The 19,571-nt window shown below is 64.1% G+C and carries 17 protein-coding genes; 5 read left to right on the top strand and 12 right to left on the bottom strand.

Features of this window, described 5'->3' with window-relative positions:
• Window positions 1–68: 68 nt before the first annotated feature.
• Together A9O65_RS07035 and A9O65_RS07030 are read right to left on the bottom strand one after the other, a co-directional pair.
• On the bottom strand, window positions 69–1,340 hold the full coding sequence (locus tag A9O65_RS07035; protein ID WP_064701747.1) for a Y-family DNA polymerase: 1,272 nt from the start codon (window positions 1,338–1,340) through the stop codon (window positions 69–71).
• Entirely contained in the window at window positions 1,337–1,765 is a 429-nt protein-coding gene (locus tag A9O65_RS07030) for a LexA family protein (RefSeq protein WP_064698754.1), read from the bottom strand. Before A9O65_RS07030 ends, A9O65_RS07035 begins: the two co-directional genes overlap by 4 nt.
• A gap of 390 nt (window positions 1,766–2,155) precedes the next feature.
• Here A9O65_RS07030 and A9O65_RS07025 point away from each other — a divergent pair, with 390 nt between their 5' ends.
• Window positions 2,156–3,403, top strand: a complete 1,248-nt coding sequence (locus A9O65_RS07025) for a glutamate carboxypeptidase (protein WP_064701746.1) — start codon at window positions 2,156–2,158, stop codon at window positions 3,401–3,403.
• Between the two features lie 111 nt (window positions 3,404–3,514).
• Here A9O65_RS07025 and A9O65_RS07020 read toward each other — a convergent pair whose 3' ends face one another.
• Genes A9O65_RS07020 through A9O65_RS07005 form a run of 4 tightly spaced genes read right to left on the bottom strand, consistent with a single transcriptional unit; the run spans window position 3,515 to window position 7,694 of the window.
• Window positions 3,515–4,045, bottom strand: a complete 531-nt coding sequence (locus A9O65_RS07020; RefSeq protein WP_064698752.1) for a chromate transporter — start codon at window positions 4,043–4,045, stop codon at window positions 3,515–3,517.
• Window positions 4,042–4,608 carry a chromate transporter gene (locus A9O65_RS07015; RefSeq protein WP_064698751.1) on the bottom strand — a complete coding sequence of 189 codons (567 nt, stop codon included), beginning with the start codon at window positions 4,606–4,608 and terminating at the stop codon, window positions 4,042–4,044. The genes A9O65_RS07020 and A9O65_RS07015 overlap by 4 nt, the downstream gene beginning before the upstream one ends.
• A gap of 2 nt (window positions 4,609–4,610) precedes the next feature.
• Entirely contained in the window at window positions 4,611–6,242 is a 1,632-nt protein-coding gene (locus A9O65_RS07010) for a gamma-glutamyltransferase family protein (protein ID WP_064701745.1), read from the bottom strand.
• Between the two features lie 42 nt (window positions 6,243–6,284).
• On the bottom strand, window positions 6,285–7,694 hold the full coding sequence (locus tag A9O65_RS07005) for a Na+/H+ antiporter NhaC family protein (protein WP_082920134.1): 1,410 nt from the start codon (window positions 7,692–7,694) through the stop codon (window positions 6,285–6,287).
• A 191-nt stretch (window positions 7,695–7,885) separates the two neighbouring features.
• On the opposite strand from A9O65_RS07005, the gene A9O65_RS07000 reads away from it, so the two are divergent.
• Complete coding sequence (locus A9O65_RS07000; protein ID WP_064698749.1) at window positions 7,886–8,569, top strand: GntR family transcriptional regulator; 684 nt, start codon at window positions 7,886–7,888, stop codon at window positions 8,567–8,569.
• Between the two features lie 15 nt (window positions 8,570–8,584).
• Here the strand turns inward: A9O65_RS07000 and A9O65_RS06995 are convergent, their stop codons facing one another.
• Complete coding sequence (locus A9O65_RS06995; RefSeq protein ID WP_064698748.1) at window positions 8,585–8,992, bottom strand: SpoIIAA family protein; 408 nt, start codon at window positions 8,990–8,992, stop codon at window positions 8,585–8,587.
• A 271-nt stretch (window positions 8,993–9,263) separates the two neighbouring features.
• Between A9O65_RS06995 and zigA the strand changes: the two genes are divergently transcribed.
• The 3 genes from zigA (at window position 9,264) to A9O65_RS06980 (ending at window position 11,943) form a co-directional block, all read left to right on the top strand.
• Window positions 9,264–10,502 carry a zinc metallochaperone GTPase ZigA gene (gene zigA / locus A9O65_RS06990; RefSeq protein ID WP_064701744.1) on the top strand — a complete coding sequence of 413 codons (1,239 nt, stop codon included), beginning with the start codon at window positions 9,264–9,266 and terminating at the stop codon, window positions 10,500–10,502.
• Window positions 10,499–11,398: a GTP cyclohydrolase FolE2 gene (gene folE2 / locus A9O65_RS06985; RefSeq protein ID WP_064701743.1), complete on the top strand. Its 900-nt coding sequence runs from the start codon at window positions 10,499–10,501 to the stop codon at window positions 11,396–11,398. The genes zigA and folE2 overlap by 4 nt, the downstream gene beginning before the upstream one ends.
• A 131-nt stretch (window positions 11,399–11,529) precedes the next feature.
• Window positions 11,530–11,943: a VOC family protein gene (locus tag A9O65_RS06980; RefSeq protein WP_064698745.1), complete on the top strand. Its 414-nt coding sequence runs from the start codon at window positions 11,530–11,532 to the stop codon at window positions 11,941–11,943.
• A gap of 7 nt (window positions 11,944–11,950) precedes the next feature.
• Here A9O65_RS06980 and A9O65_RS06975 read toward each other — a convergent pair whose 3' ends face one another.
• The 5 genes from A9O65_RS06975 to A9O65_RS06955 all read right to left on the bottom strand — a co-directional run bounded on the left by A9O65_RS06975 (window position 11,951) and on the right by A9O65_RS06955 (window position 19,391).
• The gene (locus tag A9O65_RS06975; protein WP_064698744.1) at window positions 11,951–13,255 is read right to left on the bottom strand and encodes a TRAP transporter large permease; all 1,305 of its coding nucleotides are present in this window, start codon (window positions 13,253–13,255) and stop codon (window positions 11,951–11,953) included.
• A 3-nt stretch (window positions 13,256–13,258) separates the two neighbouring features.
• Window positions 13,259–13,774, bottom strand: a complete 516-nt coding sequence (locus tag A9O65_RS06970; protein WP_064701791.1) for a TRAP transporter small permease — start codon at window positions 13,772–13,774, stop codon at window positions 13,259–13,261.
• 29 nt (window positions 13,775–13,803) lie between these two features.
• Entirely contained in the window at window positions 13,804–14,829 is a 1,026-nt protein-coding gene (locus A9O65_RS06965; RefSeq protein ID WP_064698743.1) for a TRAP transporter substrate-binding protein, read from the bottom strand.
• A 333-nt stretch (window positions 14,830–15,162) separates the two neighbouring features.
• Window positions 15,163–18,279: an efflux RND transporter permease subunit gene (locus A9O65_RS06960; protein ID WP_064698742.1), complete on the bottom strand. Its 3,117-nt coding sequence runs from the start codon at window positions 18,277–18,279 to the stop codon at window positions 15,163–15,165.
• Window positions 18,279–19,391 carry an efflux RND transporter periplasmic adaptor subunit gene (locus A9O65_RS06955; RefSeq protein WP_064698741.1) on the bottom strand — a complete coding sequence of 371 codons (1,113 nt, stop codon included), beginning with the start codon at window positions 19,389–19,391 and terminating at the stop codon, window positions 18,279–18,281. The genes A9O65_RS06960 and A9O65_RS06955 overlap by 1 nt, the downstream gene beginning before the upstream one ends.
• Window positions 19,392–19,571: the final 180 nt, after the last annotated feature.

Below are 19,571 nucleotides of genomic sequence, written 5' to 3'. Positions count from 1 at the left end.
ACGCCTCATTGCCTATCCCAGTGCCTGTCGAGCCGAAAGGTTCGGCTCGGGCCGTCTCCGCGGCAGGCTCATGCCTTTACCTTGAGCAGTTCGCCCCAGCGAGTGGTATAGCGCGATGAAAGGTTGCCGCAGCGCAACTTCCAGGGGGCGTTGGCGGTGGGGAGACCGAAGCCGATGGTGTTGCGCCCCATGCGTCGATTCAGGGTATCCAGCGTAGTCATGAGGCGCTCGTTGCGTGGGTGTTCAGTGTCGTCGGTGGTATCCAGCAGCGAGAGCTGGTGGTGCTCGGTGTCCAGCAGGTCGAGCAGCATCACGCCGGCTTTCATGTAGCGGTAACCGGGACGGTGAATGCGAGCCAGCGCCCGTCGGGCGGTCGCGATGATGGGGCGGCTGTCGTTGGTGGGATGGGGTAGTGCGACGACGAGTTCGGGCGTGTGCTGAGGCTGGTCGTGACGGTGTCGATTGGTTTTGAGGAAGACATACAGGGCGCAGGCCAGGCTACGTTGGTGCCGCAGTTTCTCGGCGGCGTGCTGGGCATGCTGGGTGATGGCTTCGCGCAGATGCTGCCACTCGCCGGTGGCGCGACCGAAGGAGCGGGAGACCATGATGCGCCGGCGCGCCTCGTCGTCCTGCATGGCGATGCAACTGATGCCACGCAACTCGAGGATGGTGCGTTCGAGCACCACGGAATGATGACGGCGCAGGGTCTTGGCATCGGCATTTCGCAGATCCCAGGCGTTGCGCAGTCCCAGCAGCGCCAGGCGTTCGGCCAGGCGACGGCCCAGTCCCCAGATATCGCCGATTGGCGTGTGACGCAGGAGGTATCGTGTCCCGTCGCTATCGGCGGTAAGGATACAGACGCCCTGATACGCGGCGGACGACTTGGCCACATGATTGGCGAGCTTGGCGAGGGTGTGGGTGGGGCCTACACCGACGCACACGGGCAGGCCGGTGTAGCGCCGCACGTCATCGTACAGTGAGCGCGCCTGGCGCGTCAGTGCCGCATCGTCGAGGCCCTCGAGCCGCACGAACATCTCGTCGATGGAGTAGGGTTCCACCTCATCGACGCCCTCCTCGAGCACCATCCTGACGCGCGCCGACATGTCGCCGTAGAGTTCGTAGTTGGAAGACAGCAGGTGGATCTCGCCACGCTGCAAGCAGGGTTGCAGCCTGAAGGCCGGGGTGCCCATCTCCACGCCCATGGCCTTGAGTTCGGTGGAGCGGGCGATGACACAGCCATCGTTGTTGGACAACACGCCGACGGGCCGTCCTTCCAGGCTCGGCTGGAAGACGCGCTCGCAGCTCACGTAGAAGTTGTTGCAGTCGACCAGTCCGATCATAGCGGGAACTCGTGGATGACCGAACGCACCACGCCCCATATCTGGAGGCTTCGCTCATTGATCGGGATGGGAGCGTGGTCGGGATGTCCGGAACAGAGAAAAGCGCGTCCGTGGCGCTGCTCGAGGCGTTTGACGAGGATCTCGCCGTCGATCGGGGCAACGACGATATGCCCGAAGCAAGCCGACACCGCGCGGTCCACGACCAGGATATCGCCGTGATGGATGGAATGGGCTTGCATGCTGTGCCCCTCCACGCGCATGAAGAAGGTCGCGGCAGGATGTTTCACCAGGCATTCGTTGAGATCCAGGGTGCGCTCGGCGTAGTTCTCCGCCGGCGAGGGAAAGCCGGTCAGGCCCGCCCGTGCGGCGGTCGACGGAAAGGCACCGGGGCGCAAGGGCGGTGTATGCAGGGTGGTGTCAGGCATGGTGTGGCACCTGATATGTATTTATATACAGTATCGGGTGGAAGAAAGAGGAAGGCAAGTCCGTTGGAGCATCACCGATATGTGGAGAAAGGCTGATGTCGTGGCGCCGAATGCCATCATCGATGATCAGGGATGTCTTACAGAAGTTGCATGAATTGGCGTTCAGAAGAGTTGCCTGAGGTGCGTCATGTTCAAGGTGTGACGCAGCGTCGGTCGTGCGTGCTGCCCCTCCTTCTCGGCTCGCTCTCAAGCTCTGCGTCGCGCTTGGCCCCCGTCCGGACAGGACGGGGGCCTTTTTGCTTTCAGACGCCCTTCAACGGGGGCTGGTTGCGTTTCCTTCAACCTCTGCTTAACTTCGTTATTGCTGATACAACAAAACAGGAGACACCGATGAAGCCCTCGATGCTGGCCATGGGATTGGCATATGGCGTGCTCACCACGGTGGCGCATGCCGCTCCGCACCAGGAAGTGCACGATGCCGTCGAGCAACAGCAACAACCGTTACTGCAGACCTTGGAAACGCTCGTCAACATCGATTCTGGAACGGGCTTTGTCACCGGCCTGAACAAGGTGGAGACGTTGCTCACCGAGCGTCTGGAAGCCCTCGGTGCTGAGGTGGAGACTTACCCCGCCGAGGCCTACGGCGGCAACACTCTGGTGGGGCGCCTTCAGGGGAATGGCGATAGCCACATCATGTTGATGATCCACTACGACACCGTCTTCGGCGAGGGCACCGCCGAGGAACGCCCCTTCCGCATAGAGGAGAACCGCGCCTATGGGCCGGGAGTGGGAGATGCCAAGGGCGGCGTCGCTGTCATCCTGCACAGTCTGGAGGCGCTGGAGACACTAGGGTTCGACGACTATGGCCAGTTGACCGTGGTCTTCAATCCCGATGAGGAAAAAGGGTCGCTCGGTTCTCGTGATCTGATCCGGAAACTGTCTGCCGAGCAGGATGCGGTGTTGGTGTTTGAACCGACGTTCAGTGAGGGGGAAACCGATGCCGTGACAGTTGTCACCAAGGGTATCAACTACGCTTTTCTCGAGGTGAACGGTCGATCCTCCCATGCCGGTGGCGCACCGGAGGAGGGGCGTAACGCTGTCATGGAGCTCTCCCACCAGTTGCTGCAATTGAAGGATCTCGGTGACCCGGACAAGGAGACCACGCTTAACTGGACAATCGTCGAAGGTGGCAGCAAGCGCAATATCATTCCTGAGCAGGCTCGGGCTGAAGGTGATATGCGCTACTTTGATAGCAGTGAATACGAGCGTGTCCTGAACGAGGCTCGGGATATCATCGAGAACCAGTTGATCGATGATACCGACGTGGAGTTCCGGCTCGAGAAGGGGCGTCCGCCCTTACCCTCCAATCCCCAGACCACAGCCCTTGCCGAGCAGGCTCAGCAGATCTACCGGGAGCTCGATCGGGAACTGCAGGCCGCCGAGATCGGTGGTGGCACTGATGCGGCCTATGCCTATCATGCCGATTCCTCAACCCCGGCCGTGCTGGAGTCCCTTGGGCTGGCGGGAGGACGCTATCACAGCGATGAGGAATTCGTGCTAGTCGACAGTGTGGTGCCCCGACTCTACCTGACGACACGCATGATCATGGAGCTCTCCGATACCGAGGTGAGCGACTGAGCGGGGAAACCTGGCGCCCACCTTCGGTGGGGGCTTCCTGCCGAGGGTCTCTCACCCACTCTCGACGCCGTACCTTTTGCTTTTTTTGCTTTCTCCGACTAGGGCACCGCTTCACCCCAGCAGCAGGGCGCCGTAGCCGATGCCGAAGCACACGACCAGGGCGGGATGTACTCGGGTCAGCGTGAGCAGCAGGGCGGCGACCCCGCCGATGATGGCGGTATGCAGCCAGCCGAGGGTGTCGAGTCCCTCGTCCAGGAAAGACCAGGTCAGATAGGCCATCAGCACCATTACCACCGGGCGGGCCCATTGGCTCATGGCTTTGACTCGAGGCGAATGCCGATAGCGGTAGAGCGTGCCGAGGGCGGCCAGCATCAATATCAGCGAGGGGGCGACCGTGGCCAGCACGGCGATCAATGCACCGGGCACGCCGGCCACGTCGTGCCCGATGTAACCGGCCATCTTGGTGGCGATGGGGCTGGGCAGGGCATTGCCCAATGCCAGGGTCTCGGCAAAATCCTGTGAGGTCATCCAGCCGTAGCGGCCGACTACCTCGTTCTCGATCAGCGGGATGATGGCAGGGCCGCCGCCGTAACCGACGATGTTGGGCACGAAGAAGGCCAGGAACAGTTGCCAGTAGATCATCGGGAGGGCTCCTCGGCTGAGGTTCGGCGCATGGGACGCAACAGAGCGGCGACCAGGATGGCGCCGATCACCAGGCCCGGATGCAGGCCCAGACCATAGATCAGGCCGCCAGCGGCGACCCCGAGGATCACGGTGGCCAGCCAGCCGAGCCCGGCCCGGGACTTGACGAAGAAGTCGAACGTCAACTGGGCCATCATGACCATCACCACGGGAACCACTCCCTGGCCCATGCCCTGGACCCAGTGCTGGTCGCCGTATCGGGCGTAGAGGCCCAACAGGGCAATCATCGCCAGGATCAATGGCACGGTGACGGCGACCACCGCATTGATGGCGCCCAGCGGCCCGCCCACGCGATAGCCAATGTAGCCGGCCATCTTGGTGGCGATGGGGCCGGGCAGGGTATTGCCGATGGCCAGCACGTCGGCGAAGTCGTTATCGTCCAGCCAGGCGTGGCGCTGGACCGCTTCCCGACGGACCAGCGGAATCATCGAAGGACCGCCGCCGAAGCCGAACAGGCCGACGCGCAGGAAGGCCATGAAGAGTCGAATCTGCCGTTGCCACATGGTCACAGCACCGCAATGCTGGCGTCGGTACGCGGCTCGGTGCCCCCGCTGTAAACGCCGGTGTCAGGATCGCGCAGGATGACCTGGCCACGCCCGAAACTGCGTTCGTCGTAGGCGATTCGCATGTCGTGGCCGCGTTCGGCCATGGCGCGGACCAGATGCGCCGGGTAGCCGCGTTCGATGCCGATGCGTCGCTCCCCCAGCCATTGCCAGCGTGGCGCATCGAGTGCGGCCTGGGGGTTGAGGCCGAAGTCGACCAGGTTCATCACCACCTGCACATGCCCTTGAGGCTGCATGTAGCCGCCCATCACGCCGAACGGGCCGAGCGCCTTGCCGCCTCGGGTCAGAAAGCCGGGGATGATGGTGTGGTAGGTCTTCTTGCCGGGTGCCAGATAGTTGTCGTGATTCGGGTCGAGGCTGAAGTCGTGGCCGCGATTCTGCAGGGCGATGCCGGTGCCGGGTACTACCACGCCCGAGCCGAAGCCGTGATAGTTGCTTTGGATGTAGGACACCATGTTGCCCTCGGTGTCGGCGGTGGCCAGGTAGACCGTGCCGCCGGCAGGTGGCGTGCCGGGCTCGGGCGTCAGGGCACGGTCGCCGATCAGCCGGCGGCGCGACTCGATGTAGGCGTCGCTCAGCAGGGCCTCGACGGATTGGCTCATGTGCTCGGCTTGGGTGATGTAGGCCTGGCCATCGGCGAAGGCCAGCTTCATGGCCTCGAGCTGACGGTGCAGCACCTCGGGGGCATCGCGGTGTCCGGGCTCGAACCCCTCGAGCATGCGCAGCGCCATCAGGGCCACCAGACCTTGCCCGTTGGGTGGAATCTCCCAGACATCGACGTCGCGGTAGCGTGCCGAGATGGGCGCGACCCATTCCGGTCGGTAATCGGCCAGATCTTCGGCGCGCAGGTAGCCCCCCGTGCGGCGCGAGAAGGCGTCGATACGCTCGGCGAGCTCACCGCGATAAAAGCTTTCGGCACCGGTCTCGGCGATGCGTTCGAGCGTGGCGGCCTGGTCGGTGCAGCGGTGCCATTCGCCGGCTCGGGGCGCCCGACCGGCCGGCGTGAAGGTTTCGAACCAGGCCTGCATCGCCTCGCCTTCCAGGTGACGACGGAAGGTGGCCTCGTCGCGTTGCCACAGGCTGGCGATCACCGGCGAGACCGGAAAGCCTTCGTGGGCCAGACGGATGGCGGGTGCCAGCAGGCTGGCGAAGTCGAGCTTGCCGAAGCGTCGTGACAGCTCGGCCCAGGCGGAGGGTGTGCCGGGCACGGTAACCGGTGTCCAGCCATGCAAGGGCATTGCGGTGTGTCCGGCGGCGGTCACGGCTTCCGGTGTCAGCGCGGCCGGTGCGTTGCCGCTGGCGTTGAGGCCATGCAGGTGGCCATTGCCGGCATCGTCGCTGGCGATCCACACCAGGGCGAAGGCGTCGCCGCCAATGCCACAGCCGGTGGGTTCGACGACGGTCAAGGCCGCTGCCGTGGCGATGGCGGCATCCACGGCGTTGCCTCCTTGGGCCAGAATGTCGCGTCCCACCTGGCTGGCCTGCGGCTGAGAAGCCGCCACCATGCCGTGACGTGCATAGGTGAGACTGCGCTGCGAGGCATAGGGCGTGGTGGCGGAAAAGGAGGTCGGCATATTATCTCCAGGTATCGAGGTAGCGCCTTGTATGGACCGTGATCAGGAATTGGCGTCGCTTGTGGCGACAGGGCGCCCCTGCGCCAGTCCACTGATCACATAGAAGAGCGAAAACAGGATCGTGGTATAACAGAGGATGGCGTAGACGAAGAACTCGGTGGTGGCCACGCCCAGGGTGGCGGCGGTGAAGGCCCCGGTCACGCCCCAGGGAACAAGGGGAGAGAGGGTGGTGCCGGTGTCTTCGAGAATACGCGAAAGGTTCTTGGGATCACTGCCACTGGCGGTAACGAGAGGACGCAGCAGCGGGCCGAGCAGGGAGAAGGTCACGTAGTAGCTGCCCGTCAGCAAAAAGGCGGTTCCATGCAGCGCCATGGAACCGCCGAGCACCTGGCGGCGCCCGGCATGGCGGCGGGCCAGCATTTGCACGGCGGCGTCCAGGGTGCCGGCGCTCTTGAAGGGGGCGCCCAGCACGGCGGCGGCAATCAGTACGGCGACAGTGGACATCATGCCCTGCAGGCCGCCGCGCGATAGCATGTCGTCGACCATGGAGATGCCGCTGTCCGCGCGAAAGCCGGTGTTCAGGGCTTCGCCCACCGCCGACAGCGAGGCACCCTGGACGAGCATGGCGATCAGCGCCCCGCTCAGGATGCCGAGGAAGAAGGAGGGCAGGACCGGCTTGCGCAATAGAATGCAGGCAAAGACGACCAGTGGGGGCAACAGGGTCACAGGCGTCAAGAAGAAGTCGGCATGCAGGGCCTGCAGGATGACTTGGGTATCGCCGGAGATGCCCCCGTTGGTGGCCGCCATGCTGCCCAGCCAGGCATAGATGATGAGCGCCAGGCCGTAGGCGGGCAGGGTGGTGTACAGCATATGCTTGATATGCGTGATGATATTGACCCCGCAGACGGCCGATGCCATGACCGTCGTATCGGAGAGCGGCGAGAGCTTGTCGCCGAAGAAGGTACCGGTGACGATGGCGCCCGCGGCATAGCCCGGCGGGATTTCCAGGCCGATGGCAACCCCCATCAGGGCTACGCCGATCGTGCTCAGGGTCCCCCAGGACGTGCCGGCCATGATCGACATCATCGAGCATGACAAGCAGGCGACAACCAGGAACAGCGCTGGCGATAACGCCTCCAGCCCGATGGCGACCATGGACGGAATGGTGCCGGAGAGCATCCACACCCCCACCATCATGCCGACACTGATCAGAATCAGGATGGGCACCAGCATGGCATGGATGCCCGTCAGTAGGTCCTGTTCGATACGTTGCCAGTCGATGCCCCAGAGCAGGCAGAGTGCAATGGCATAGGCACCGGCGGCGATGAGGGCAATGGCCGTCGGTGTGTCCAGGGCGATGATGCCATAGAGCAGGATACCGACTGCACCGGCCAGCAGAATGAGATGATGGCGGCCGTCGAGAGGCTGTCGTTGCATGAGGCGCATGGGCATGACGCTTTGTCTTGTTTTGTCGGTTCGTGCCAAGCGAGGCGAACGTTCGCGGAGTGACAGACGGTGACCTGCGTCGGCACGATAATCGTTGTTTTTAAAAAAATCGATTTTTCGGAATTCACTATGGCGCGAGAGTTGGATACCGTCAACCGAGGACGTACCCTGCGGGAGCCATCAGCCAGAGCGATACCATGAGTACACCGAACGTCAGTGGAACCGCTTCGCCCCCGTCGGGCGCCACTGCTGCCAGCCGGGTCTTCGAGGCTCTCAAGCAGGATCTGATTCGCGGGCGCTTCGCGGCCGGCGAGAAGCTCGCCATCGGCAGCTTGAAAACGCACTACCAGGTGGGCCTCAGTCCTTTGCGCGAAGCGCTCAATCGCCTGGCCGCCTATGGGTTGCTGGAGCAGGTCAATCAGCGTGGCTTCCGGGTGCCGCCCCTGAGGCTTGATGAGCTGGATGACATCGCCGACCTGCGCAGTCAGCTCGAGTGCATGGCCTTGACCCAGGCCTTCCAGAATGGCGATGCCGAATGGGAATCACAGCTGCTGGCGGCGCATCATCGGCTGCGTCGCGCCGATGAGCGGCCCGAGGATGTGGAGGCGTGGGAGCAGGCACACCTGCGTTTTCACCGGGCCTTGCTGGCGTCCTGCGGCTCGCCGTGGCTGTTGCGCTTCATCGAGCAGTTGCATGACCAGTTCGACCGTTACCGGCGTCTGGCGCCGCCGAATCCTGGCGTGCGCGAACGGCTCGACCGACAGCACGGTGAACTGGTGCAGCTGGCGATGGAACGACGCATAGAGCAGGCTCGGGCGCTGCTCGATGAACACATCGGCCTGTCACATGGCGTGGCGCGGGGTGCCTGCTCGGCACCTTGAGGACGGCACCGGAGCCTAGGCCATAGCGCCTTCACGGCCGTCGTGGTCGGGAGGCGGCTGGCTGGCCCATTCCATGGCGGCCTGCTTGTCGCGGATGCGGAAGGTCCGCATCTCCATGGAGCGGAACACATGGTTCTCGAGTCGCACCAGGTGACGGATCCAGTGCTTGTCACTGACCGTGGCGGCCCGGTAGTAGCGCCCCATGTCGCCGATCTGGGTCAGTCCGTAGCCGAGATCGCGAAGGAAGGCCGTGAAGGTCATCCAGCGGATGTCATCGATCTCGACATAGAGACTGATGCGTGGGTAGGCCTTCTTGGTCGATTCGATGGCATCGATGGCCCGCTGCAGGTCATGCGCGTCGACTCGCCCACTGACACGTATCGCCACGACATGAGCGGCACCCGAGGGCAATAATTCCAGCATGGTTCGATCCTCCTTGGAGGGGCTTGACGTGCGCCAGCCACCAGGAAATGCCAGGGCGGCGGGCGGCGCGTGTCAATCGCCATGTAGTCGGTGCTTCCCACAGTATGGCACTGATCGGTTGACAGGCATGCCGGCGACGGGTTCCAGCTTGGCATTTCGCGACAGGGTCGGTGCAGCCCATCGCGCACGGATTTGTCTTCAGGTTGTTTTTGTTATGTTATAACGTTTAATATTTGGCGGCGCTGCCGTGTCGAATGAAGGAGAGACAACGATGAACCATGCCCATGGTCCGCTGCCCGTCACCGTATTGTCAGGGTTTCTGGGAGCAGGAAAGACCACCGTGCTCAACCGCATCCTGGCCAATCGCGAAGGACGACGTATCGCCGTGATCGTCAATGACATGAGCGAGGTAAACATCGATGCCGACCTGGTACGCGGCGAGGGACGTGGCGAAATCGCGTTGAACCGCGCCGAGGAGCGCCTGGTCGAGATGAGCAATGGCTGCATCTGCTGCACCTTGCGCGAGGATCTGCTGGAAGAGGTCGGGCGTCTGGCCCGGGAGGGTCGCTTCGATCAACTGGTGATCGAATCCACCGGGATTTCCGAGCCCCTGCCGGTGGCCGAGACCTTCACCTTCGAGGACGAACAGGGCCGCAGCCTGTCGGATGTGGCGAGGCTGGACACCCTGGTCACCGTGGTCGATGGCGTGAACTTTCTCGAGCAGTACCGTCGGGCCGATTCGCTAGAGGAAGCGGGGCAAAGCCTTGGCGAGGACGACGAGCGCAATCTGGCCGATCTGCTGGTCGATCAGGTGGAGTTCTGCGATGTGCTCTTGATCAGCAAGGTCGATCTGCTGGAGGCCGAACAGCTGGTGGAGCTGAAAGCCGTGCTGCGGGCACTCAATCCCCAGGCCGAGCTCATCGCCATGCGCCATGGCGACGTGCCGTTGGGCAAGGTGCTCGATACCGGCCTGTTCAGTTTCGAGCGTGCCAGCCAGGCACCCGGCTGGCTCAAGGAAATGCGCGGGGAGCACCAGCCGGAAACGGAGGAATACGGTGTCTCGAGCTTCGTTTACCGGGCGAGGCGTCCCTTCCATCCTCAGCGATTCTTCGATCAGCTGCACGAGCGAGGATTCGGCGACCGTCTGCTGCGTTCCAAGGGCTTCTTCTGGCTGGCCAGCCGGCCGCGCCATGCCGGCCAGTGGAGCCAGGCCGGCGGCATCGCGCACTACGGTCTGGCCGGCATGTTCTGGAAAGCCATTCCCGAGGCGCATTGGCCGACCGAGCCGACCTTTCGGCAACGCATCCTCGAAAAGTGGCAAGAACCATTCGGCGACATGCGCCAGGAACTGGTCTTCATCGGGCAGGACATGGACGAGGACGCCATTCGGCGTGCCCTGGATGATTGCCTGCTCGACGACGAGCAATTGCAGGCAGGCCTCGATGCCTGGCTCGCCTTGCCCGATCCGTTTCCGAGCTGGGATGTCGTCGATGAGCGGGAGGCGTCATGATGCCGGAAACGCTCGAGGATGTGGCCGCAGGCCGCACGACGACGCGCGGTGTGTTGAACTGGGTCGGCATGGAAGGCATCGCCTTGCCGGTTCGCGTGGCCGAGCATCCCGTCGACGCGCGAGTGTCGGCGTCGGTCAGCCTGGACGATCCCGATGCCAAGGGCATCCATATGTCCCGGCTTTACCTGATGCTGGAGGAACTGGCGGAACGCGAGCTCGAGGTATCGAGGCTTTCCGGGCTGCTGGAAGGCTTCCTGGCGAGCCACGCCGACTTGTCCAGGCGGGCGCGGATCGCCCTGACGGGGGAGTTGACGCTACGACGACCGGCACTGATCAGCCCGCTGGCGGGCTGGAAGGGCTATCCCGTCGCGCTGCGGAGCTGGCGCGAAGGCAACAGCGTCGAAACACAGGTGGAACTGACGGTCGGCTATTCCTCGACCTGCCCTTGTTCGGCGGCCTTGGCACGCCAGCTGATCCAGCAGCAATTCGACCGTGACTTCGGCGGTGAGCCTCTCGATCATGCCGCGATACGCGACTGGCTTGGCGAGTCGCAGGGCATTCTGGCCACGCCCCATAGTCAGCGCAGCGAGGCACGGATCACGGTACGGCTTGCCCAGGGAGTCGATGTTCCTCCCTGGCTGGCCTTGATCGAGCGAGTCGAGCAGGCGCTGGGCACGGCGCTGCAGACGGCGGTCAAGCGCGTCGATGAACAGGCGTTCGCCCTGGCCAATGGCCAGAACACGATGTTCTGCGAGGACGCGGCGCGCCGATTGCACCAGGCGTTGAGCGAGGCGCCGGACATCACGGGATTCCACGTGCGGGTGGAACATGCCGAGAGCCTGCATGCCCATGATGCGGTGGCCGAGACACAGGCTGACTGGTGGTGGCGAGACTAAGCGGGTGTTGGCAGGTAGCTGTGCTCGACGACCCGCAAGGAGAACGGTGATCGGTGGCTTGCCGGGTATCGGCGAGCCGCCTATGTTGAGGCTGTGCCATACGAGAGGCAGGCCACAAGAGGTAGGTCGACATGCAGCCCAGAATCAGCATGATCACGCTCGGCGTCGACGATATCGAGCGGGCCGTACGTTTCTATGAGCAGGGGCTAGGTTGGCCAAGGCTCGAGTCACCGCCGGAAGTGGCCTTCTTCACCCTGAACGGCACCTGGCTAGGGCTTTACGGTCGTGAGGCCCTGGCCAAGGATGCCGGCCTGTCTGCGGGCGACAAGCCGGCGTTCGGCGGCGTGGCGCTGGCTCACAATGTGTCGAGCGAGGCCGAGGTGGATGCCGTGCTGGCGCGAGCGGTAGAGGCTGGCGCCCGTCTGGTCAAGCCGGGGCAGAAGGTCTTCTGGGGCGGCTATTCCGGTTACTTCGCCGACCCCGATGGCCATCTCTGGGAAGTCGCCCATAACCCCTTCGTGTGGATCGGTCCCGAAGATCGGTGAGCGGCCCCTATCCCGACAGCACGCTGGGCAGCCACAACGCTAGTTCGGGCCAGACGCTGATGATCAACGCCGCCAGGCACATCAGCGCAAAGAACGGCGCCGCCGCCAGGGCCACGCGGCTGATGCTCTCGCCGGTCAGCCCCTGGAGCACGAAGAGATTGAAGCCCACCGGCGGGGTGATCTGTCCGAGCTCGACCATGATCACCAGGAAGATGCCGAACCACAGCGGGTCATAACCGGCCTGGATGATGATGGGCAGGGTGATCGGCAGGCTCATCACGGTAATCGAGATGCCGTCCAGGAAGAGCCCGAGCAGGATGTAGAAGAGTGCCATGGCCAGCAGCAGGGCAATCGGCGAGAACCCCTGATGGGCAATCCAGCTGGCCAGCTCGCTGGGCAGGTGCAGGTAGCCCATGGCCGTCGACAGCATGGCGGCGGCGACCAGCAGGCTACAGACCATGACGGAGGTAACCAGGGTGCCGCGCAACGCGGAGAGAAACAGTCCGATGCTCAGCTGGCGTTCCGCGGCGAGCAGGAGCAGGGTGGCGCCGCAGCCGATGGCGGCGGCTTCCGATGGCGTGGCGATACCTGTGTAGATGGCGCCGAGCACCACCACGACCAGGCCGAGTACCGGAGCCAGCAGGCGCAGGGCTTGTCCGGGCGTGGTCGAGTCGGCCTCCTGTCGGGGAGCGAGGGAGGGGGTCGCCAGACAGCGCAGCATGACATATCCGATGTAGAGCAGTGCCACGAGCAAGCCGGGCAACACACCGGCCATGAACAGCTTGCTGATCGACACCTCGGCCTGAACGCCATAGACGATCATGACGATCGATGGCGGAATCAGCAGCCCCAGACTGCCAGCTCCGGCCAGAGAACCTATCGACAGGCGGCGATCATAGCCCCGGTCGGCCAGCTCGCGGGTCGTGATCTTGCCGATGGTCGCCGTGGTGGCGGCGCTGGAACCGCTGACAGCGGCGAACAGCGTGCAGCCCAGCACGTTGGTGTGCAGGATGCCGCCGGGCAGATATCGGGTGAGAGGGGTCAGCCCCCTGAACAGACGCTCGGCGATATCCGAGCGGAAGATCAATTCCCCCATCAGGATGAACAAGGGGATCGCCGAGAGCTCCCAGCTGTTGGCGGCACGAAAGAGAATCTTCGACAGAATCAATCCGATGCGGTCGAAGCCGAAATCGCCGAGACCCCATAGCGATAGCACGGCGACCATCACCAGGCCGGCGAAGATCCAGCTGCCCAGCGCCAGCACGCCCAGCAACAGGGCCAGCACGCCGAGGCCAATCCATAGAATATCCATGACTCATGCTCCGCTGTCGAAGGTGGCGCGCTCGACCAGAATCCTGAGCGTTCGGGCGACGAGTATCAGGCACAGCAGGTACAGCCCGACCAGCACGGCCCCCTGGGGAATCCACAGCGGCGTTTCGGCCAGGGTTTCGCTGACGATGCCGCGGGCATGGCTGCGTTGCACGGCGATGGTCCAGAAGTGGGCGAGCCAGCCGAAGACGACCAGGGTGGAGAGGCTGGCGAACAGCTCGAATGGCCAGCGCCAGCGCTTCGGAAACCGCTCGAGCACCAGCGAGACGCGAATCAGCCCGCCTTGTTCCAGCGCGTAGGGCAGACTGAGAAAGGTCATGGCCGCCACGCTGTAGCCGATGAACTCGTCGAGCACGAAGGTGGAGCGGCCGAACAAGCGCAGGGCGATCTCGAGCAGGATGTGGCCGAGCATGTAGACGATCAGCAGCATGCCGAGCCAGGCACCCAGCCTGGCCAGCCCGGAGGCGAGCTGGCCGAGCCGAATGGCGAGTGTCTCGGGCATGCTTCGGGAGCGTGCGGGCGTCGTCGGCATTATGGTGAAGCCTGGCTGTTGTCGAATTCATCGAGGATGCGCTCGCCGCGTTCGCCGATGTTGTCGAGCCAGTTGTCGACGACCGGGGTGGCGGCCTCTTCCAGCCCCGCGCGGAATTCATCGGGAATCGGGTCGTGGATGGCGACGTCATGGGATTCGAGCGTTTCGTAATTCTGGGCGACGCGCTGCTTGACCACCTCCCAGTTGTGCTCGTCGGTTTCTCGAGCGGCCTGCTTGATGGCGTCTTGCTGGGATTCGTCGAGCGATTCGAAGGCATCGCGATTCATGTGCACCATGTTGAGCGGAATGGCGTACTGGATCGCGCTGAAGTCGTTCAGGTGTTCCCAGAAGCTGGCATTGGCGCCGGATTCCGCCGAGGTGAGCACGGCCTCGATCCCCCCGGTGGCGAGTTGCGGCACGACGTCGGCCCAGGAGAGCTTGACCGGAGCGGCCCCGGCATTGCGCAGGATCTCGGTGCCGTTGCGGTCGTAGGTGCGGATCTTGAGATCCTGCAGTGCCTGCATGTCGGTGACGGGGTCTTGCGACCAGATGCCGCTGGCCGGCCAGGGAGAGGCATAGAGCAGCACCTGGTTGTTCTCGTTGAAGACCTTCGCGTATTCGGGCCGGGCGATTTCGTAGAGCCGCTTGGCCGATTCGACATCGTCGGCGAGAAAGGGCAGCGACGACAGCAGGAAGATGGGATCGATGCCCCCCAGGGTGCCGGACAGGCTGTCGGCGATCTGCACGGCGTTGTCGGCCACGGCGTAGAAATGGTCGGCGGAACGGAAGCCGAGCGAGGCGCCGGTGTGCAGGGTGATGTCCAGTTCGCCGTCGGTCAGTTCCTCGACGCGCTGGATGAACCAGGCGTCGCCTTCGGCGTGGATCGAACTGGCGTTGTATTCGTTGGAAAAGTCCATCTGGGTGGCGGCTTGTGCATTCATCATCGGGCCGCCGAGGCTCATGCCGGCCATGAGGGCGAGCAGGGAGGCGCGACGGGGCAGAGCGCTCTGCAGGGAGTCGATCATGGAGGCGATCCTTGTGAGTTGTTTTTCAACCGTTGTGGGTTCAGCTTCCGGTATTTGCGCCTGGCAAGGAAGGCGCCGATACGACAGGCAATGTCTTCATTGCGACGGGTTTCATCCCGACGAGCTGCACAAGACAGCCTAGCCGGGCGTCACGCCTTTTCACCACGTCTTTCAGGGGCATGGGTCGTCGTTGTGTCAACGCTATGCGGAAGAAAGATCGTAACAATGGTCTGAAGGGCGTTCCGGAGAGCGTTGTGGAAAGTTCCGGTCGCGTTCGGGAAGGGGGAGAGGCGGGAAGATGACGGGCCGCCTGCGCGGCGGCCCGTCGTGGCGTCAGTGGGAGGGAGGGTGTTCGGCCATCTCGCGATCCAGGCGCTGGGCCACGGCGCCGGGCGAGCCGGTGCGTCGCGCCAACAGGTCATAGGCCACGGGGACCACGAACAGCGTGAACAGTGTCGCGGTGGCCAGCCCACCGAGGATCACCGTGCCGAGCACCAGGCGTGTCTCGGCGCCGGCACCGGTGGAGACGATCAAGGGCACTGCACCGGCCATGGTGGTCACGGCGGTCATCACGACCGGACGCAACCGGGTCACCGCGGCCTCGACCAGGGCGTCGTGGAAGGCGTGGCCGGCGTCGCGCAACTGGTTGGCGAACTCGACGATCAGGATGCCGTTCTTGGCGGCCAGCCCGACCAGCATCACCAGCCCCACTTGACTGTAGGTGTTCAGGGACTGGCCGGTGAGGCCCAGCCCCAGCAGGGCGCCGATCATCGCCAGAGGCACCGTGCACATGATCACCAGCGGATGGATGAAGCTTTCGAACTGCCCGGCCAGTACCAGGAAGACCACGAGGACCCCGAGGGCCAGCAGGAAGGTGGTGGCACTGCTGGCTTCCTGGTAGTCCCGGGCGTCGCCCTTGACGTCGGTCTGTACTTCGGGAGGCAGAAGCTCGTCCGCCGTGGTTTCCAGGTAGTCGAGTGCCTCGCCCATGGAATAGCCGTCGGCGAGGTTGGCCTGGATGGTGATCGAGCGCAGGCGATTGTAGCGATTCAGGGTGCTGGGCCCGGCGAAGTCGGTGAGGGTGACCATGCTGGAGAGGGGCACCAGTTCACCCGAGCGCGATGAACGCACCATGAGGCTGTCCAGCGAGCGAGGGCTGGGGCGGGAACCGCGCTCGGCCTCGAGGATGACATCGTATTCCTGGCCGTCGTCCACGTAGCGCGTCACGGTTCTGCCGCCGAGCAGCGTCTCCAGGGTGCTGCCGATTTCGCTGATGGTGACGCCGAGGTCGGCGGCACGATCATAGTCGATGTCGACCCTGAGCTGTGGCTGGTTCTCCTCGTAGTCGCTGTCCAGGTTGAGCAGATTAGGATTGTCCTGGCGCACGTGCTCGATCAGGGTGTCGCGCCATTCGGCGAGTTGCTCATAGGTACCGCCGCCGAGCACGAACTGCATCGACTGATCCATGCTGCCGCCGCCGAAGCCCTGGGGCATCACCGGGAAGGCCTGAACACCGGGCAGGTCGGCCAGGCGTGAGCGGATCTCGTTCATGATCGGCCAGGCCGAGCGCCGGCTGCCCCAGTCGCTGAGGTTGACGATCACGAAGCCGCTGTTGAAGTTCTCGATGGCGCCCCAGCCGCGCGGCGCACGCACCAGGATGCGTTCGACCTCGCCATGTTCGCGCAGAGGCAGTAGCCGCGCCTCGATTTCGTCCATGTAGTCGAGCATGTAGTCGTAGGTGGCACCGGGAGGTCCGTTGATCAGCACGAAGAAGGTGCCGCGATCCTCCTGGGGTGTGTATTCCCGGGGCAGTTGGCCGTTGAGCCAGACCATGGCGCCGATCACGGCGAGAAACAGCGCCATGACGGCCCAGCGCCAGCGCAGTACGCGCTCGAGCATTCGGCGATAGACGGCACGGCTGGCATCCAGGGCGCGATGCACGCCATGGGCAATGCGCCCTTCGTGCATGTCGCGCTTGAGGATCTTGGACGCCATCATCGGCGTCAGGGTCAGCGCCAGCAGCGTGGAGATGGAGACGGCGGCGGCCAGCGTCAGGGCGAATTCCGAGAACAACCGGCCGATGTCGCCTTGCAGAAAGCTCAATGGCACGAACACCGCGATCAGCACCAGGGTGGTGGCGATCACCGCGAAGGCGATCTGTCGACTCCCCCGGTAGGCCGCGACCAGTGCTGTCTCGCCATGTTCCTGCATGCGGCGGTGGATGTTCTCCAGCACCACGATGGCGTCGTCGACGATCAGGCCAATGGCCAGCACCAGGGCAAGCAGGGTCAGCAGGTTGATGGTGAAGCCCATGGCGGCCAAGGCGGCGAAGGTGCCGATCAGGGCGATGGGCACGGTGACCGCCGGCACCAGGGTGGTACGCAGGTTGCCGAGGAAGATGAAGATGGCGACCACGACCAGCCCCATGGCAATGAACAGTGTCTGGACGACTTCGGAAATGGCATGAGAGACGAACGTGGAGGCGTCATGGTGCAGCTTGAGCTCCATGCCGTCGGGCAGGGTCGGTGCAACGCGGGCCAGTTCCTCCTTGACCGCATCGGAGAGGGCCAGGACATTGGAGGTGGACTGCTTGCGGATGCCCAGGCCGACCATCGGCACGCCATTGCCTCGGAACAGCGAGCGATCCTCCACGGCACCGACTTCCACTCGGGCGACATCGCCCAGGCGAACCAGATAGCCATTGTCGTCTCGCGAGAGTGCAAGATTTCGGAAGTCGTCGGGGGTCGCGAAGTTGCGGGGCAGGCGCACCATGAACTGGCGGTCCCGGGACTCCACGGAACCGCCGGGCAATTCGACGTTCTCTTCGCGCAGGCTGTCCTCGATGTCGCCTACGGTCAGGCCGCGAGCGGCCAGGGCGTTGGCATCGAGCCAGACGCGCATGGCGTATTCTTCGCCGCCACCGACGATGACCTGAGAGGCTCCCTCCAGCACCGAAAAGCGGTCGGTGAGATAGCGCTCGGCGTAGTCGGTGAGCTCGCCGATGTCATAGTCGCTTCCCGACAGGGAAAGCCAGATCACGACATCGGAGCCCGAGTCTTCCTTGCGCACTTCGGTGGCGTCGGCGGCGTCGGGCAGATTGTCCCGGGCGCCGGCAATGCGGTCGCGGATGTCGTTGGCCGCCGCATCGATATCCTTGTCCAGGCCGAATTCCACGCGGATGCTGGACCTGCCGTCCGAGCTGGACGACGAAATCACCTCGATGCCGCTCACGCCGCTGATGCGATCCTCCAGCACCTGAGTGATGCGGGTCTCCACCACATCGGCCGAGGCACCGGGATAGTTGGTGTCGATGCTGACGATCGGCGGATCGATGGACGGGTATTCCTGCAGGGGCAGACGATCGAGTGCGAGCAGGCCGAAGGCGACGATCAAGGCGGCCAGTACCGTGGCCAGTACCGGCCGCTGGACGGAAATGTCGGAGAGACGCATCAGACGCCTCCTGCGTCGCGATTGGCCTCGAGCAACGCGCGCACCGAGGTGTCGTCATCGGCGATGCCCAGCAGACGGACCCGTTCTCCGTCATGGGCACGTTCCACGCCGTGGCTGACGACGAGGTCGCCGGCCGACAGGCCCGCCAGTATCTCCGCCTCGCCGGGGCGGCGCTCGCCGACCTTGACCTGGCGACGGGCTACCTGTGCGTCGCTGTCCTCGTCGATGACCAGCACGTAATGGCGCTCGCCTTCCGGGATCAGTGCGGCTTCGGGAATCACCAGGGCCTGGCGCGGATGGAGGGTGACGGTGACTTCCATCAGCATGCCGGGACGCAGCTTGCGTTGCGGGTTGTCGATCAGAGCGCGTATCGACACGCTGCGGCTGACTGGATCGACCCGGGTGCCGATGGTGGCGATCTCGCCCTCGAAAGCGGTTTCCGGGAAGGCAGCGCTGGTGGCGGTCAGCGACATGCCGGGTTCCAGTGAGCCAAGCGTCGTTTCGGGCACCCGGAAATCCAGTTTCATGCGATCGAGCTTGTCGAGCGTCACCAGTTCATCGCCCGGCGAGACCAGGGTGCCGATGCTGATATCGCGAAAACCGACCTCGCCCGAGAAAGGCGCTCTGATCTGGTAGTTGTCGAGCTGGGCCTGCAAGGACTCGAGCTCCGCCTGAGCCTGGCGAAGCTGGGCGCGGCTGTCCTCGACATCGGCTCGGACGCCCAGGTTGCGTTGTTGCAACTGGGCGAGACGATTCACGGCGGCCTGGCGCTCGTCACGCAAGGCTTCGGCCGCGCGCAGGTTGGCCTGGGCCTCGTCGTCGTCGAGACGTACCAGCACATCCCCGGCTTCGACCCGTTCGCCGCCTTCGAACTCGAGGCTCTCGATGGTCTCGGTCACCTTGGCCGACAGCGTCACGCTTTCGTCGGCCTTGAGGGTGCCCAGGGCATCCAGCGGGTCGCTCCACCTGGCCAACTCAGCACGGGCAGCGATGACCGGGGTGGGAGCTTGGGAAGGTGGCGCCTGGGCGAACACAGGAAACGCCAGGCTCAGGCCGAGCAACAGCAGCAACAGGCATTTTCGCCAACCGGCGGTTTCGGGTCTCGAGATCATGACGGGCTCGCTGGATCCTGCGGGTGATGAGATCGGGCCTCCAGCCCTTGACGGTGCCCAGATTACCCTGCTTCGAGAACGAGAGTGTGGCAAGAATGCACAAGTTCGAATCCAACCTCGGTCGCACGCTCTGCTAGAATGCTCGGTTTTGCGTTGCCATGGGCATGAGGGGAGACGGCG

Source organism: Halomonas caseinilytica, assembly GCF_001662305.1.
GTDB classification, from domain to species: domain Bacteria; phylum Pseudomonadota; class Gammaproteobacteria; order Pseudomonadales; family Halomonadaceae; genus Halomonas; species Halomonas caseinilytica.
This window is presented reverse-complemented; position numbering and strand designations above follow the sequence as displayed.